15 protein-coding genes are annotated in these 16,972 nt (G+C 42.0%); 14 read left to right on the top strand and 1 reads right to left on the bottom strand.

Going from position 1 to position 16,972, the window contains the following annotated elements; genetic code table 11:
• Positions 1 to 19: 19 nt before the first annotated feature.
• The 3 genes from HBA50_RS02565 to HBA50_RS02575 all read left to right on the top strand — a co-directional run bounded on the left by HBA50_RS02565 (position 20) and on the right by HBA50_RS02575 (position 1,759).
• Complete coding sequence (locus HBA50_RS02565) at positions 20 to 172, top strand: hypothetical protein (RefSeq protein WP_045500875.1); 153 nt, start codon at positions 20 to 22, stop codon at positions 170 to 172.
• A gap of 21 nt (positions 173 to 193) precedes the next feature.
• On the top strand, positions 194 to 1,435 hold the full coding sequence (locus HBA50_RS02570) for an aminopeptidase (protein ID WP_045500877.1): 1,242 nt from the start codon (positions 194 to 196) through the stop codon (positions 1,433 to 1,435).
• 93 nt (positions 1,436 to 1,528) lie between these two features.
• Entirely contained in the window at positions 1,529 to 1,759 is a 231-nt protein-coding gene (locus HBA50_RS02575) for a GlsB/YeaQ/YmgE family stress response membrane protein (protein ID WP_005591872.1), read from the top strand.
• Positions 1,760 to 1,825: 66 nt separating this feature from the next.
• Here the strand turns inward: HBA50_RS02575 and def are convergent, their stop codons facing one another.
• Positions 1,826 to 2,458 (bottom strand): peptide deformylase, encoded by a 633-nt coding sequence (def, locus tag HBA50_RS02580; protein WP_045500879.1) that lies wholly within the window; start codon positions 2,456 to 2,458, stop codon positions 1,826 to 1,828.
• Between the two features lie 194 nt (positions 2,459 to 2,652).
• Between def and HBA50_RS02585 the strand changes: the two genes are divergently transcribed.
• The 11 genes from HBA50_RS02585 to HBA50_RS02635 all read left to right on the top strand — a co-directional run bounded on the left by HBA50_RS02585 (position 2,653) and on the right by HBA50_RS02635 (position 16,948).
• The gene (locus HBA50_RS02585; RefSeq protein WP_045500881.1) at positions 2,653 to 3,804 is read left to right on the top strand and encodes an MFS transporter; all 1,152 of its coding nucleotides are present in this window, start codon (positions 2,653 to 2,655) and stop codon (positions 3,802 to 3,804) included.
• Positions 3,805 to 3,812: 8 nt separating this feature from the next.
• The gene (locus HBA50_RS02590) at positions 3,813 to 4,541 is read left to right on the top strand and encodes a pseudouridine synthase (RefSeq protein WP_045500883.1); all 729 of its coding nucleotides are present in this window, start codon (positions 3,813 to 3,815) and stop codon (positions 4,539 to 4,541) included.
• 114 nt (positions 4,542 to 4,655) lie between these two features.
• Positions 4,656 to 5,150 (top strand): DUF536 domain-containing protein, encoded by a 495-nt coding sequence (locus HBA50_RS02595; protein WP_005591876.1) that lies wholly within the window; start codon positions 4,656 to 4,658, stop codon positions 5,148 to 5,150.
• A gap of 141 nt (positions 5,151 to 5,291) precedes the next feature.
• Positions 5,292 to 7,046 (top strand): glycerophosphodiester phosphodiesterase, encoded by a 1,755-nt coding sequence (locus HBA50_RS02600; RefSeq protein ID WP_045500885.1) that lies wholly within the window; start codon positions 5,292 to 5,294, stop codon positions 7,044 to 7,046.
• A gap of 140 nt (positions 7,047 to 7,186) precedes the next feature.
• Positions 7,187 to 9,163, top strand: coding sequence for a peptide ABC transporter substrate-binding protein (locus HBA50_RS02605; RefSeq protein WP_045500887.1), 1,977 nt, complete (start codon positions 7,187 to 7,189; stop codon positions 9,161 to 9,163).
• A gap of 65 nt (positions 9,164 to 9,228) precedes the next feature.
• On the top strand, positions 9,229 to 10,725 hold the full coding sequence (locus tag HBA50_RS02610; protein WP_045500889.1) for an ABC transporter permease: 1,497 nt from the start codon (positions 9,229 to 9,231) through the stop codon (positions 10,723 to 10,725).
• A complete protein-coding gene (oppC, locus tag HBA50_RS02615; RefSeq protein WP_045500891.1) occupies positions 10,725 to 11,651 on the top strand; it encodes an oligopeptide ABC transporter permease OppC in 927 nt (308 codons plus the stop codon). Before HBA50_RS02610 ends, oppC begins: the two co-directional genes overlap by 1 nt.
• 8 nt (positions 11,652 to 11,659) lie before the next feature.
• The gene (locus HBA50_RS02620) at positions 11,660 to 12,727 is read left to right on the top strand and encodes an ABC transporter ATP-binding protein (RefSeq protein WP_005591881.1); all 1,068 of its coding nucleotides are present in this window, start codon (positions 11,660 to 11,662) and stop codon (positions 12,725 to 12,727) included.
• A gap of 10 nt (positions 12,728 to 12,737) precedes the next feature.
• A complete protein-coding gene (locus HBA50_RS02625; RefSeq protein ID WP_045500894.1) occupies positions 12,738 to 13,664 on the top strand; it encodes an ATP-binding cassette domain-containing protein in 927 nt (308 codons plus the stop codon).
• Positions 13,665 to 13,922: 258 nt separating this feature from the next.
• Positions 13,923 to 16,115 (top strand): PTS transporter subunit IIBC, encoded by a 2,193-nt coding sequence (locus HBA50_RS02630; protein ID WP_045500896.1) that lies wholly within the window; start codon positions 13,923 to 13,925, stop codon positions 16,113 to 16,115.
• 17 nt (positions 16,116 to 16,132) lie between these two features.
• A complete protein-coding gene (locus HBA50_RS02635) occupies positions 16,133 to 16,948 on the top strand; it encodes an endonuclease/exonuclease/phosphatase family protein (protein WP_045500898.1) in 816 nt (271 codons plus the stop codon).
• Positions 16,949 to 16,972 lie beyond the last annotated feature (24 nt).

The following is a 16,972-nucleotide window of genomic DNA, read 5'->3' on the forward strand; positions in this document are numbered from 1 at the left end:
AATATAGAAAGAGGTTTTTATGAAACTTACCATTTCCGCTCAGGATAAGCCTGCGCAAAAGGTGTTTGATTACCAGCTGGAGTTTGACCCAGATACGATTTTGAAAATGACCGCTTTGATTTGCGGTACGGTGGCAGCGATTAGTCTGCTGTCCCTGTTTAAAGAGAAATAACGAAAGAAAAGAGAAAACAAAATGGTTTTACCAAATTTTAAAGAAAACTTAGAAAAATACGCTAAACTCTTGGTTGCCAATGGTATCAACGTGCAGCCAGGTCATACGGTGGTGCTCAATATTGATGTGGAGCAGCGTGAGTTGGCTCACTTGATTGTCAAGGAGGCCTATGCCTTGGGTGCGCATGAGGTTATCGTTCAGTGGACAGATGATGTGATCAACCGTGAGAAATTCCTCCACGCACCAATGGATCGTTTGGATAATGTGCCAGAATACAAGATTGCTGAGATGAACTATCTCTTGGAGAACAAAGCCAGCCGTCTTGGGGTTCGCTCATCTGACCCAGGTGCCTTGAACGGAGTGGATGCGGACAAGCTTTCAGCTTCTGCTAAAGCGATGGGACTTGCGATGAAGCCAATGCGGATCGCAACTCAATCCAACAAGGTCAGCTGGACTGTAGCAGCGGCAGCTGGACTTGAGTGGGCTAAGAAGGTCTTTCCAAATGCTGCGAGCGACGAAGAAGCAGTCGATCTCCTTTGGGATCAAATCTTCAAAACTTGCCGTGTTTACGAAGAAGATCCCGTTAAGGCTTGGGAAGAGCATGCGGCCATCCTCAAGAGCAAGGCAGAAATGCTCAATAAAGAACAATACTCAGCCCTTCACTACACAGCGCCGGGGACAGATTTGACACTTGGCTTGCCAAAGAACCACGTCTGGGAATCAGCTGGTGCCATCAACGCACAGGGCGAAGGATTCTTGCCAAATATGCCGACAGAAGAAGTCTTTACAGCGCCTGACTTCCGTCGTGCAGATGGTTATGTAACCTCTACAAAACCGCTTAGCTATAACGGAAATATCATCGAAGGTATTAAGGTAACCTTTAAGGATGGCCAGATTGTGGACATTACTGCTGAGAAAGGGGACCAGGTCATGAAAGACCTTGTCTTTGAAAATGCGGGTGCGCGTGCCTTGGGTGAATGTGCCTTGGTACCAGATCCAAGCCCGATTTCTCAGTCAGGTATTACCTTCTTTAACACCCTTTTCGATGAGAATGCTTCAAACCACTTGGCTATCGGAGCAGCCTATGCGACTAGTGTGGTTGGCGGAGCAGAGATGAGCGAAGAAGAGCTTGAAGCTGCGGGCCTCAACCGTTCAGATGTTCACGTGGACTTTATGATTGGCTCTAATCAAATGGATATCGATGGTATCCGTGAGGATGGAACACGCGTACCACTCTTCCGTAATGGAGATTGGGCAATCTAAGATTTTAAGTTGTTTTGACGGGCACTTTTAATCTGACAGCTCCCACCTGTTTCTTGAAAAGTATTCTTAGAAACATAGAAAGAAGGATCCTATATGATTGGTAGTATGTTTGTCGGTTTTATTATTGGTCTCATGGCTGGGGCTATCACCAGCCGCGGGGAACGTATGGGCTGTATCGGAAAAATCCTCTTGGGCTGGTTTGGTTCATGGCTTGGGCAATTGCTTTTCGGCCACTGGGGACCAATGTTAGCGGACACAGCTATTCTTCCCTCAGTCTTGGGCGCTGTGATCCTTTTGGCTCTTTTCTGGGATCGAGGTACTTAGAATAGTGTAAAAGAAATACCTAGACGTGAAAACGTCTAGGTATTTTTGATTGCAATATATGATCGTTTATTCCAGTACCAGCATGCCGTCTTTCACTGCGAATGGATCTTTTTCATTGATACGATCGTAAAACATGATGCCGTTGATGTGGTCGATCTCGTGTTGAACCACGATAGAATTGTAGCCTTTGAGTTTGATGCGGTGTTTTTGACCGTCCTTGTCAAAGTAATCCACGGTCACTCGTGCATGACGCACAACATAGCCTGGTACCTCTCGGTCAGCGGATAGGCAGCCTTCTCCATCAGCCAGAGCAGCATCTTGCACAGAGTGGGCAACAACTTTAGGATTGTACATGACCTGAGCTAGGGAGTAGGCTTCTTTAGGCGGATTTCCTTCTTCGTCCTCCAGATTTGGCACTAGCACAGCGATAATCCGCTTAGAAATATCCAGCTGAGGCGCTGCTAGACCAACTCCGCCACGGAGCCCCATTTTTTCAGCCATGACAGGATCTTGAGAATGTTTCAAAAACTGCATCATTTTCTCACCTAAAATGATTTCCTGATCAGATAGGGGAAAGCTGACTTCCTCAGCCACCGCACGCAAGGTAGGATTTCCCTCGCGAATAATATCGCTCATATCAATCAAATGAGCTGCCTTGGTTAATTTATCCATAACCGATTTTTTTTCACTAACAGACATGATTCTCTCCTTTTTCTTTCTTTCATCATAACACAAATCCCGCCAGAAATAAAGAAAGGGCTTGTCCTTTTATCAGAGGAGAAATTTTTCGAAAGAATACTCTTTTTAATGGCTAATTTTTCAAGAAAAGATGATTGCGTCTTTTTCTAAAAAGCTGTATGATAGAATGAGTGTGATTTTTAAAGGAAAATAGAATGAAAAAGTTTATGGAAAAAGTGAGTATTCTCTCACTTTCTTTAGTGTTGACGACCTCCTTTTCGATTTCCAGTGCCCAATCGGCTATGTTTGCTTTTTATAAAGACCTGCCGGAAAGCTGGATTGAACTGCTGATTTCTCTCCCATCGGCTGGGATTATGCTCATGCTAGTTTTAAATGGCCTAGTGGAGAAATATTTATCGGAACGAAAGATGATTGTGACAGGGCTCTTGATTTTCGCTCTTTGCGGCTTTGTTCCTCTCGTGAATAAGGAATATTGGGTGATTTTTGCCTCGCGCCTGATCTTTGGTATGGGAGTTGGTTTGCTCAATGCTAAGGCCATCTCGATTATCAGTGAGCGTTATGAGGGCAAGGAACGGATTCAGACCTTAGGTCTGCGTGGATCGGCTGAAGTTGTTGGGACAGCCCTCCTGACGCTTGGAGTGAGCCAGTTGCTTCGCTTTGGCTGGGAAATTTCTTTCTTGGTCTATGCGTCGGGTTTGATCGTTCTAGCCCTCTACCTGCTCTTTGTTCCCTATGGCAAGGAGGAGAAGCATCATGAGGCTCATCAGGAAGGAAAGGGTCTGACAGCTGCACAGTGGTTTCTGACAATCGGCCTAGCCCTAGTAGCAGCGGTGATTGTCTTGACGAATGTGGTCATCAACGTGCGCGTGCCCGGACTGGTTGAAAAGTCTGGTATGGGGAATGTTCAGACAGCAGGTTTGATTCTTTCAACTATGCAGTTGATTGGTATTGCCGCAGGCTTGTCCTTTGCACCTCTTCTTCATTATTTCAAGGAAAATCTATTGACAGTTGCAGGAGTGGCCTTTGGCCTTACTTCGATCATGATTGGCCTAGCACCAAATCTCTTGCTCTTGAGTGTGGTTACCATCGCTTCTGGCTTTGTTTATAGTGTCAGTCTGACAGCGATTTTTCATATTCTTTCAGAGAGAATCCCTAGCAAATCCTTGAATCAAGCAACCTCGATTGTGATTTTAGGCTGCAGTGCTGGAGCTACCGCTACAACTTTCTTTTTGTCCTTGATTAGTCAATTTTCAAGTCAAGCTTCCTTTATTTTTGGCGTTTTGGGAAGTCTGATGGTTTTAATGGCAGTGCTGGCATTCGGAATTCTCAAGAAAAAGTCTGCTTAGGAGGAGATATGCGTCTGGATAAATTTTTAGTGGAAAGTGGACTTGGCTCGCGCAGTCAAGTCAGGCAACTATTGAAAAAAGGTCAAGTCTGGGTCAATGGGGCAGCGGTCACGTCGGCCAAGACACAGATTGATGAGCGGTCAGATCAGATTGTGGTGGATGGTCAGCCCCTTGTTTATGAGAAATTTGTCTATTATCTCTTAAATAAACCTAAGGGTGTCATTTCTGCAACTGAAGATGACCGCCATAAAACGGTTTTAGATTTATTGGACGATACTGCCCGTCAAAAAGAAGTCTTTCCTGTGGGGCGGTTAGATGTGGATACGCATGGCCTTCTACTTTTGACCAATAATGGTCAGCTATCGCATGCTATGCTGTCTCCCAAGCGCCATGTGGCTAAGGTTTATCAGGCTCATGTTGCCGGTCTGATGGATCAGGCAGATGTTGAGCGTTTTGCTCAAGGAATCGAGCTTAAAGACTTCACTTGTCAGCCTGCACAGCTCGAAATTATCGAAAGAAATGAAGGAGCGAAGACTAGTCTGGTCCGTATCACGCTCTCAGAAGGCAAGTTTCATCAGGTGAAGCGGATGGTTCTAGCGTGTGGGAAGGAAGTCACCGACCTTCAACGCTTGTCTATGGGGCCTCTCCAGCTTGATCCAAGTCTGGAACTGGGCCAATGGCGGCGCTTGACAGAAGAAGAAATGCAGAGCTTGGAAATCTTTCAAGTTGAACTATAGAAAACCAGGAAAGTGGAGCAATATATTGCTTCACTTTTTTGCTTTATTTGACAGTTAAGCCTTGATATGATAAGATTTAGGTAACTATATCTAGAAAAAGTTTCAGAGGAAATTATGGCAATTGAAAAGACAGTCAGCGAGCTGGCCGAGATTTTAGGAGTCAGCCGTCAGGCAATCAATAATCGTGTCAAGGCTCTGCCGCCAGAAGATACAGAAAAAAATGAAAAAGGGGTCACAGTCGTGACCCGCAGTGGCCTGATTAAGCTAGAAGAAATTTATAAAAAGACCATTTTCGAAGATGAGCCAGTTAGCGAAGAAGTCAAACAGCGCGAGTTAATGGAAATCTTAGTGGATGAAAAAAATGCTGAGATTTTGCGTCTTTATGAGCAACTCAAGGCTAAAGATAACCAGCTGGCTAAGAAAGACGAACAACTCCGTGTCAAGGACGTGCAGATTGCTGAAAAAGATAAGCAGCTAGACCAGCAGCAGCAGTTGACAGCCAAGGCTATGAGCGAGCGGGAAACCCTTCTTTTGGAGCTGGATGAAGCCAAGGAGAAGGTACAAAAGCAGGAAAACAAAGGATTTTTCGCCCGTTTATTTGGTAAATAAGAAAGAAAATCTCAGTTGAAAAGCTGGGATTTATTTTTCAAAGAAGGGGTGGTGCCAAGATGGCAATAACAGGAGCGGACTCACTGTAGCCACTGTAACTTGACTACCCTGTTTCGCCTAAATTTTTGAAAGAAGAATAAGATGAAACCAGAAAAACTTAGCTTTAAGCGCTTTTATCATAATTTAGACAAGATCCTAGTTCTCTTTTTCATGGTCTTCATGATGATGGAGTATGCATGGATCCCCTTTAATTCCTACGCAGCAGAATACCTACTCAAACAGACAGGATATCTTTTTTTGTCTTACAACAATGTCTGGGCAGTCCTCAGTTCCAACTGGCTAGTCGGTCTAGGCTTTCTAGTCCTTGTTGTGGTCAATCTCTTTGTCGCCTATTTCCAGAGCGGCATGATTTTCATGGGGATTCGCAATCTCTTGGATAAAGAAAATCGACCAGTATTCGCTTTTCTTGGAAAAACATTTAGGGATAGTTTTGCTATTGTCAAGAAGGCTGGTCCAGGGAAAATGCTCTTTATCGTACTTTATATGGGCTTTCTCTTTCCTTTTTTGCGCCAAATTATGAAAATCTACTATCTCAATAAAATTTTGGTTCCGGATTTTATTGTCACCTATTTGGCAAATAATATTGTGTTCGCTGTTTTCATGGGGCTTCTTGTGGTCGGCATGCTTCTAGTGGCAGTGCGACTAATGTTTGCCCTACCACAGCTCTTTTTTGAGCACGCAACAGTTCCTCAGGCAATTCGCTTTAGTCTGGCCAAGACCAAGAACCGCCTTTTCTTTTACACTAGGCATCTTTTTTGGATTATTATCAAAAGCTTTCTGCTTTATACTTTTCTCTCAGCTCCAGCTATACTGGGACAGCGATACGCGAACACTCAACCAAATGAGGTTGTCCTCTTTAGCGGTATTGTAGCTTTTGTCCTGATTAAGTTTGCCTACTATGCTATGTTGTCCTATTTCCTTCTCAAATTTGTCTCCTTCCTGACAGATCGTACCTTAAATGACTATCCGACGAAAAAAGGCCTGTCTCTAATGCGTTGGTTTGTTCTGACTATTGCCAGCTTAAGCTTTGCATTAGAAGGTTATGTCTATCTAAATTTCCCTTTGGAGAACGTTCCGATTACGATTTCCCATAGAGGGGTTTCGAGGGAAAATGGAATCCAAAATACCGTAGAAGCATTGGAAAAAACAGCCTTGCTCAAGCCTGACCTAGTAGAAATGGATGTACAGGAAACCAAGGATGGGCAATTTGTTATGATGCATGATGCAAACCTGAAGCAGTTGGCAGGTCTGGATGCCCAACCTCAAGACTTAACCTTGGCCGAACTAACTTCGCTAGTGATTTCAGAAAATGGCTATCGAGCTAAGATTTCTAGTTTTGACGATTACTTTACTCGTGCCAATCAACTTGGCCAGCGCCTCTTGATAGAAATCAAGACCAGCAAGAAAGACTCCAAGGATATGATGGAGCGATTCTTGAGCAAGTATGGTGCCAAAATCAAGGTTTATCAACACCAGATTCAGTCTTTAGACTACCAAGTTATCGATCAGGTTGTCAAATATGACTCCTCTATCCCCAGTTTCTTTATCCTGCCTTATAATACAATCTTTCCACGAACTAAGGCTTCTGGCTACACCATGGAGTATTCAACCTTGGATGAAAATTTTGTCAATAAACTCTGGCAATCCGACAAACGTCTCTATGACTGGACCATTAATGATGAGGATAGCATCGTCAAATCTTTTCGCTTAGGAGTGGATGGGATGATTACAGATGATTTGGAGTTGGTTCAGACTTCCATCAAAGAACTCAAGGATGATCCGGACTATACTACCCTTCTATTAAATAAGTCTATAGACTTGCTAAGTTTTTCTTAGAATAGCAGTAGAAAATGAACCCGAGTAATAGAGTAGAGTCATTGCATGTCTACCATAATATTCAGAAAATTTAGTTTACTTTTTTCCTTTCTTGTGCTATAATCCTAAGTAAACCTAAAAAACAAAATTGGAGAATTCGTATGAAAAAAAGCAAAGTATTAGCTTTAGCTGGGGTTAGCCTTCTTTCAGTAGGCGTTTTAGCTGCTTGTTCTGGTTCATCAAAAGGAAACAGCGCATCTAAAGCTTATAATTATGTCTATGTTGCTGATCCAGAAACATTGGACTATGTGACATCTGGTAAAGCTTCAACAGTTGACCTCGTGACAAACGGTGTGGACGGTTTGTTGGAAAATGACCAATATGGTAATTTTGTACCGTCTATTGCAGAGTCTTGGACTGTTTCTAAAGATGGTTTGACTTATACTTATAAAATCCGTAAAGATGCTAAATGGTACACTTCAGAAGGTGAAGAATACGGCGATGTGACAGCTCAGGACTTTGTGACTGGTCTCAAGCATGCTGCCGACAAGAAATCTGAAGCCCTATACCTTGTTCAACAATCTGTAAAAGGCTTGGATGACTATGTGACTGGTAAGACAACTGACTTCTCTACTGTCGGTGTCAAAGCAGTTGATGACCACACTCTCCAATATACTCTGAACCAACCTGAACCACAGTGGAATTCAAAAACAACTTCACAAGTTCTTTGGCCAGTTAACGCAGATTTCCTTAAGAAACAAGGGGACAAATTCGGTCAATCTACTGACCCATCTTCTATCCTTTACAATGGACCATTCTTGATGAAGTCTATCACTGCTAAGTCTGCTGTTGAGTATCAAAAAAATGAAAACTACTGGGATAAGAAAAATGTTCATGTCGATACTATCAAGTTGTCTTACTTTGATGGACAAGACCAAGATGCCCTTGCTCGTAACTTTAAAGACGGCGCCTACACAGTAGCTCGTCTCTACCCTACCAGCTCAAACTATGCTGGAGTAGAAAAAGACTTTAAGGACAACATCTACTTTACTGCACCAGCTGCTACTGTAAATGTGATGAGTATCAACCTTGACCGCCAAGCTTACAACCACACAAGTAAAACAACAGATGCTCAGAAGTCTGCTACTAAGAAAGCAATTCTAAACAAAGACTTCCGTCAAGCCTTGAACTTTGCTATCGACCGTAAGTCTTATTCAGCACAAGTTAATGGTGAAGAAGGTGCTCCTTACGCTGTTCGCAATACTTTTGTACCGCCAACCTTTGTTCAAGCCGGTGATAAGTCTTTTGGCGATCTAGTCGAAGAAAAAGTGGCTACATTGGGCGACGAATGGAAAGGTGTTAAACTTGAGGATGGTCAAGACGGACTCTATAATGCTGAGAAGGCAAAAGCAGAGTTTGCAAAAGCAAAAGCTGCCTTGCAAGCAGAGGGAGTTGAATTCCCAATCCATCTAGATCTTCCAGTTTCTCAAACATCGAAACCATTGATCAACCGTGCTCAATCCCTTAAGCAATCTGTTGAAAAGGCTTTGGGATCTGAAAATGTGGTGGTAGATATCCAACAAATGTCAGAAGATGACCTCTTCAATATTACTTACTACGCACCAAATGCTGCCGCTGAAGATTGGGATATTTCAATCCTCGTTAGCTGGGGTCCTGACTATCAAGATCCATCAACATACACAGACATTCTGAAAACTTCAGCAGCTGAAACAACAAAAACCTACCTTGGCTTTGAAGGAGCAGATAATGCTGCAGCTAAGCAAGTTGGTTTAGATGAATATGACCGCTTGGTAGATGAAGCTGGTAAAGAGACTTCAGATGTTGCTACTCGTTACGAAAAATATGCAGCAGCTCAGGCTTGGTTGACAGATAACTCTATTATTGTTCCATTGATGGCAAACCAAGGAGCAGCACCATTTATCTCACGTGTCGAGCCGTTCTCAGGCGCTTATGCCCAAACTGGTAATAAGACAAGTTCTACTTACTTCAAACGTATTAAAGTGAAAGATGAAGTAGTAACGAAGAAAGACTACGAAGCAGCTCGTAAGAAATGGCTGAAAGAAAAAGAAGAGTCAAATGCGAAAGCACAAAAAGATCTCGAAAGTCATGTAGAATAAATCGTTCACTAGAACTTTCTCTAATAACGAGAGAAAGTTCTTTTGAAATTTAAAGGAAACGATAAATGAAGAAATACATTTTTATGCGTATTTTACGCTCAATTGTGTCGATTTTCTTGGTAACGACCTTGACCTATACCATTATTTATACAATGGTTCCGAGAAGATTGATTTTCAAACAAGACCCGAACTATAATAAGATAGCCACAACCGAAGATAAAAAGACAAACTATGAAAATACAGTCTATGAACGGATGGGTTATATTGATTATTATGATACAAAAGAGTTGCAGGAAAAAGCCAAGAAGGAAAATAAATCTGTAACTACTGAGGCAACCGATGAGAATAAAAAAATCTACGAAGCCTACGTTGAAAAACTTGGCAAAGGTTGGAAATTGTATCAATTCAAAGAAAGCAAAGAATTCTATGCTGTTCGTGAAGTTCCAGTTTACGAGCGCGTACTTGAGTTCTATGCTAATCTGATTCAGATTGATCATCCAAATGTGATTCAAGATGAGGAAAATCCAAATCTTAAGCGCTATATCCGTATCGAAAATGACCCGGCCATTGGTTGGTCAGTCGTAGGTTCTGGTACTCGTCATAAATATCTTCTATATTTCAATGGCCAATTCCCATTTGTTCACCAAAACTTTGTTAGTTTGAACCTAGGAAATTCTTATCCTACTTATGCGAATACGCCTGTATTGCAAGTTATTTCCCAAGGACAAGGACAAACAAAATCATCAGAAGTTCAATTCCCAACAGGTAAGAAAACTTCTGCTGTAGATATTTATTCTCGTACCTACAAGACTCCAAGTAAGGCAGACTCGCAGGATATTGCTAAATATGGCAAGGGAGATGCTTACACTGCAACCAAGAATAACTATCAAAACCCATCGATGATTGTAAGCTCATCTATTATTGGTCTGATTGGTGTGGCGCTTTCTTATTTGATTGCTGTTCCGCTTGGTTCTTATATGGCTCGCTTGAAGAATACTTGGTTTGATAGTATTTCAACAGGTGCCTTGACCTTCATGATGTCACTGCCAACCATCGCTCTTGTTTATATTGTTCGTTTGGCTGGTTCAGCTATTGGACTTCCAGATTCCTTCCCAATTTTGGGAGCGGGCGACTGGCGTTCGTATGTTCTGCCATCCTTGATTCTTGGACTTCTGAGCGCACCTGTGACAGCGGTCTGGATTCGTCGTTATATGATTGACTTACAATCCCAAGACTTTGTTCGCTTTGCTCGTGCCAAAGGTCTTTCTGAGAAAGAAATTTCGAACAAGCACATTTTCAAAAATGCTATGGTGCCATTGGTGTCTAGTATTCCAGCTTCTATCGTTGGTGTTATTGCAGGTGCGACCCTGACAGAAACTGTCTTTGCCTTTCCTGGTATGGGTAAAATGCTGATTGATTCCGTTAAGGCATCAAATAACTCAATGGTGGTTGGTCTTGTATTCATTTTCACCTGTCTTTCAATTTTTGCCCTCTTAGTTGGTGATATCTTGATGACAATGCTTGACCCACGTATTAAATTAACATCTAAAGGAGGTAAATAATGGCTACAATTGATAAAAGTAAATTCCAATTTGTCAAACGTGACGATTTTGCCTCTGAAACGATTGATGCTCCAGCTTATTCATACTGGCGCTCCGTTATGCGTCAGTTCTTGAAAAAGAAATCAACGACGATCATGTTAGGAATTCTGGTTGCCATCGTTTTGATGAGTTTCATTTATCCAATGTTCTCGAATTTCGATTTCAATGATGTCAGCAAGGTAAATGACTTTAGTATGCGTTATATCAAACCAAATGCTGAACACTGGTTTGGAACAGACAGTAATGGTAAATCTTTGTTTGACGGTGTTTGGTTTGGTGCGCGGAATTCTATCTTGATTTCCATTATTGCAACACTCATTAACCTGATTATCGGAATTATTATTGGTGCTATCTGGGGAATTTCCAAAGCGGTTGACCGTGTCATGATGGAAGTCTACAATGTTATTTCAAATATTCCAGCACTCTTGATTGTCATTGTCTTGACTTACTCTATCGGTGCTGGTTTCTGGAACTTGATCTTCGCCATGACCATCACTGGCTGGGTAGGGATTGCTTATACGATCCGTATTCAAATTATGCGTTATCGTGATTTGGAGTATAACTTGGCATCGCGTACCTTGGGAACTCCAACATATAAGATTGTGACCAAGAATATCATGCCCCAGTTGGTATCTGTTATTGTGACGACAACTTCTCAAATGCTTCCAAACTTTATCTCTTACGAGGCATTCCTATCCTTCTTTGGGCTTGGTCTTCCTGTAACAGTACCAAGTTTGGGACGCTTGATTTCCGACTATTCACAAAACGTAACAACCAACGCTTACCTTTTCTGGATTCCATTGACAACCCTGATCTTGGTATCCCTGTCCTTCTTCGTAGTTGGTCAAAACTTAGCTGATGCAAGTGATCCACGGACACATAGATAGGAGTAAATATGACAAAAAATAAAAATGTAATATTGACTGCTCGCGATATTGTCGTGGAATTTGACGTTCGTGACAGAGTATTGACTGCCATTCGAGGCGTTTCCCTTGACCTAGTTGAAGGTGAAGTTCTAGCTCTGGTTGGAGAATCTGGCTCTGGTAAATCTGTTTTGACAAAAACATTTACTGGAATGTTGGAAGAAAATGGCCGTGTAGCTCAAGGAACGATTGATTACCGAGGAACCGATTTGACTGCCCTAAAGAGCAACAAGGACTGGGAACCCATTCGTGGTGCTAAAATTGCGACTATTTTCCAAGATCCGATGACTAGTCTAGATCCGATTAATACAATCGGAAGTCAAATTACCGAAGTTATCATAAAACACCAAGGAAAAACAAGCAAAGAAGCCAAAGAAATGGCAATCGACTACATGACTAAAGTTGGAATTCCAGACGCTGAAAAACGTTTTGAAGAGTATCCCTTCCAATATTCTGGTGGGATGCGCCAACGGATTGTTATCGCGATCGCCTTGGCTTGTCGTCCAGATATTCTGATCTGTGATGAGCCAACAACGGCCCTCGATGTGACGATTCAAGCCCAAATTATTGACTTGCTTAAGTCATTGCAGGCAGAATACCATTTCACGACTGTCTTTATCACCCACGACCTTGGTGTTGTAGCAAGTATTGCTGATAAAGTGGCGGTTATGTATGCTGGCGAAATCGTTGAATATGGAACAGTTGAAGAAATCTTCTACGATCCAAAGCATCCATATACATGGAGCCTGCTATCTAGCTTGCCTCAGTTAGCTGAAGCAAATGGTGAACTTTACTCGATCCCAGGTACACCACCATCGCTATATACTAGCATTAAAGGGGATGCTTTTGCACTTCGTTCGGACTATGCAATGGCTATCGATTTCGAAGAAAAGGCTCCTGCCTTTCAGGTTTCCGATACGCATTGGGCTAAGACCTGGCTCTTGCACGAAGATGCACCAAGAGTTGAGAAGCCAGCTATTATCGAAAACCTTCATGATAAAATTCGTTCAAAAATGGGCTTCAATCACTTAGAAGCTTAGGAGGAAGGAAATGACTGAAAAATTAGTTGAAATTAAAGATTTAGAAATTTCCTTCGGCGAAGGAAGTAAGAAATTTGTTGCTGTAAAAAATGCGAATTTCTTTATCAATAAAGGAGAAACTTTTTCCCTAGTAGGTGAATCTGGTTCTGGTAAGACAACCATCGGCCGTGCTATCATCGGCTTGAACGATACTAGTGCAGGTGAGATTTTATACGAAGGTAAAAAGATCAACGGGAAGCAATCTAAAGCTGAGGAAGCTGAATTGATCCGTAAGATTCAGATGATTTTCCAAGATCCAGCTGCTAGCTTGAATGAGCGTGCTACGGTTGACTATATCATTTCAGAAGGTCTTTATAACTATCATCTTTTTGAAAATGAAGAAGACCGTCAGCAAAAGGTTAAGAATATCATTCGTGAAGTTGGTCTTTTAGCTGAGCATTTGACACGCTATCCCCACGAATTTTCTGGTGGTCAACGTCAGCGGATTGGGATTGCTCGTGCCTTAGTCATGGAGCCAGATTTCGTTATTGCGGACGAGCCAATCTCTGCCTTGGACGTTTCCGTCCGTGCGCAAGTCTTGAATCTTTTGAAAAAATTCCAAAAAGAACTTGGCTTGACCTATCTCTTTATCGCCCATGACCTATCGGTAGTTCGTTTTATTTCAGATCGAATCGCTGTTATCTATAAAGGGGTTATCGTCGAGGTTGCAGAGACGGAAGAGTTGTTTAACAACCCTATCCACCCTTATACGCAATCCCTTTTGTCTGCTGTGCCAATTCCAGACCCAATTTTGGAGCGTAAAAAGGTCTTAAAGGTTTACGATCCAGAGCAGCATGACTACTCAGTGGATCAACCTAGCATGGTTGAGATCCGTCCTGGTCACTATGTCTGGGCTAATGACGCAGAAGCTGACCGCTATAAAAAAGAATATAAATAAAAAAGAAGCTGTAGAAACATAGAATTGAATGTTTCTCGGCTTTTTTATTGTCATTTCAGCAAATTTATGGAAATATACGCAATCGCTTGCATACTAAAACTTCACCTTATTCTATATATTATTCCACTAAATATAGGAAAAAGTCGCAAAATAATTTTTATAAAAGCCTTTACAAAATTAAAAATAGTGGTATAATAGTATTATTCAATGCAAACGATTTCATCAAGGGATGGTTTGTGAAAATATAAGGAGGTCTGGATGATGAAAGATTCATTCAAAAACATTTTTAGCTTTGAATTTTGGCAAAAATTCGGTAAAGCTTTGATGGTGGTTGTTGCGGTTATGCCCGCAGCAGGTTTGATGATCAGTATTGGTAAGTCAATTCCGATGATCAATCCTGAGCTAGGTTTTCTAGTGACTACTGGTGGCGTTTTAGAACAAATTGGTTGGGGGGTTATCGGTAACCTGCATATCCTCTTTGCTCTTGCTATTGGAGGTAGCTGGGCGAAAGAACGTGCTGGTGGTGCCTTTGCGGCAGGTTTATCCTTCATTTTGATTAACCGTATCACTGGGGTTATGTTTGGTGTATCAAGCGATATGCTGAAAGATTCTAAAGCAGTGGTTAGCACTTTCTTAGGAGGAAGCATCAAGGTTTCTGATTACTTTATCAGTGTTCTTGAGTCTCCTGCTTTGAATATGGGGGTTTTCGTCGGAATCATCGCTGGTTTTGTCGGAGCAACAGCTTATAACAAATATTACAACTTCCGTAAATTGCCAGATGCTTTGTCATTCTTTAATGGTAAGCGTTTTGTACCATTCGTTGTTATCTTGCGTTCAGCGATCGTAGCAATTGTTTTGTCATTCGTATGGCCAGTTGTTCAATCAGGTATCAACAACTTCGGTGTTTGGATTGCAAATTCACAAGATACTGCACCAATCCTCGCACCATTCATCTATGGTACTTTAGAACGTCTCTTGCTTCCATTTGGTTTGCACCACATGTTGACTATCCCAATGAACTATACTCAACTTGGGGGAACTTATGAAGTATTGACTGGTGCTGCTAAAGGAACTCAAGTATTTGGACAAGATCCACTTTGGTTGGCTTGGGCAACTGACTTAGTTGGTACTAAGACAGCTGATCCTACTAAGTACCAATATTTGCTTGACACATTCCACCCAGCTCGCTTCAAAGTTGGACAAATGATCGGTTCATTTGGTATCCTTATGGGTGTTGCTGCAGCTATTTACCGCAATGTAGATGCTGACAAGAAACACAAATACAAAGGTATGATGATTGCGACTGCTTTGGCAACCTTCTTGACAGGGGTTACTGAACCAATCGAGTACATGTTCATGTTTGTTGCAACACCGCTGTATATCATCTATGCTTTTGTACAAGGTGCTGCATTTGCAATGGCTGATATCGTCAACCTTCGTGTACACTCATTCGGATCAATCGAATTCTTGACTCGTACTCCAATGGCAATCAATGCTGGTTTGGGTATGGATGTCATCAACTTTATCTGGGTTACAGTTCTCTTTGCAGTGATCATGTACTTCATTTCTAACTTCATGATCAAGAAATTCAACTATGCAACTCCAGGACGCAACGGTAACTATGAAACAGCAGAAGGTTCAGATGAAGCTTCTTCATCAGAATCTGGTAATGGCAAAGTTGCTGCAGCTTCTCAAGCCGTTAATGTTATCAATCTTCTAGGTGGTCGTGCTAATATCGTTGATGTAGATGCATGTATGACTCGTCTGCGTGTAACTGTCAAAGATGCTGAAAAAGTTGGAACAGCAGAACAGTGGAAAGCTGAAGGCGCTATGGGCTTGGTTATGAAAGGCCAAGGCGTTCAAGCTATCTACGGACCAAAAGCTGACGTTCTTAAATCGGATATCCAAGACTTGTTGGATTCAGGAGAAGTGATTCCTGAAACTCTACCAAGCCAAAAAGCTGAGTCTGCAGCTGCAGCAGTTAGCTACAAAGGTGTGACAGAAGCAATCGAAACAGTTGCTGATGGTGAAGTTGTCAAGTTGGAAGATGTGAAAGATCCAGTCTTCTCACAAAAAATGATGGGTGATGGATTTGCGGTTGAACCAGCAAATGGCAAGATCTATTCTCCAGTAGCTGGTAAAGTGACAAGTGTCTTCCCTACAAAACATGCTCTTGGTCTTTTGACTGAAGCTGGTCTTGAAGTTCTTGTTCATATCGGTTTGGATACTGTTAGCCTTGAAGGCAAACCTTTTGAAGTACATGTAGCAGAAGGACAAACCGTTGCTGCAGGTGATCTATTGGTAACAGCAGATTTGGCGGCTATTAAAGAAGCGGGTCGTGAAACAACCACTATCGTTGTCTTCACAAATGCTCCAGCAATCAAATCAGTAGCAGTTGAGAAATTCGGTAAAGTCGCTCCTAAGACAGTTGTGGCTAAAGTAGAATTGTAAGATAGAAAAGAGAAATCATGGCAAAATTCCTGACTTTAAATACTCATAGTTGGATGGAAGAAGAGCAAGAAAGCAAGCTAAATCAGCTAGCTGAGCGGATTCTTCAAGAAAAATATGATGTCATTTGCCTGCAGGAAGTCAATCAATTAGTGGAGTCTGAACAGGTTGTTCAGGCTCCCTTCTATTATGCGGTAGATGGCGCCATTCCGATTCATCAGGATCACTATGCCCTGTGTCTGGTTGAAAAGCTAGCTGAGGCAGGTCTGGACTATTACTGGTCTTGGGCTTATAATCATATTGGTTTTGATATTTACAATGAAGGGGTTGCAATTCTGTCCAGAAAGCCTCTGAAGGCAAGAGAACTCTTGGTGTCTGATGTCAATGATCCAAGTGACTACCATACGCGTAAAGTCTTACTGGCAGAAACAGAGCTCGATGGTCAACTCATCACGGTTGCTTCTTGTCACTTATCTTGGTGGGATAAAGGCTTCCAAGAAGAATGGGCCAAGTTTGAATCTGAGCTTTTGCAAGTTGAGACTCCGCTAGTTCTCATGGGTGATTTTAACAATCCTGTTGATTATGAAGGCTATCAGCACATTATCCAAAGTCCACTTGCTCTCCAAGACAGCCATAAGGTGGCTGACCAAACGATTGGTACAGCGACGGTCGAAGGCGATATTGCTGGCTGGGCAGGAAATAAAGATGCTCTAAAAATTGATTATATCTTTACAAGTAAAGATTTCAATATTGAAAGATCTGCTGTTGTTTTTGATGGGCAACGTGGTCCAGTCGTTAGTGACCATTTTGGCTTGGAAGCACAAGTCCATTTCTAAGCTTGTCTGAACAATAGAAATAAA

This window comes from Streptococcus cristatus ATCC 51100 (assembly GCF_011612585.1).
GTDB lineage: Bacteria > Bacillota > Bacilli > Lactobacillales > Streptococcaceae > Streptococcus > Streptococcus cristatus_H.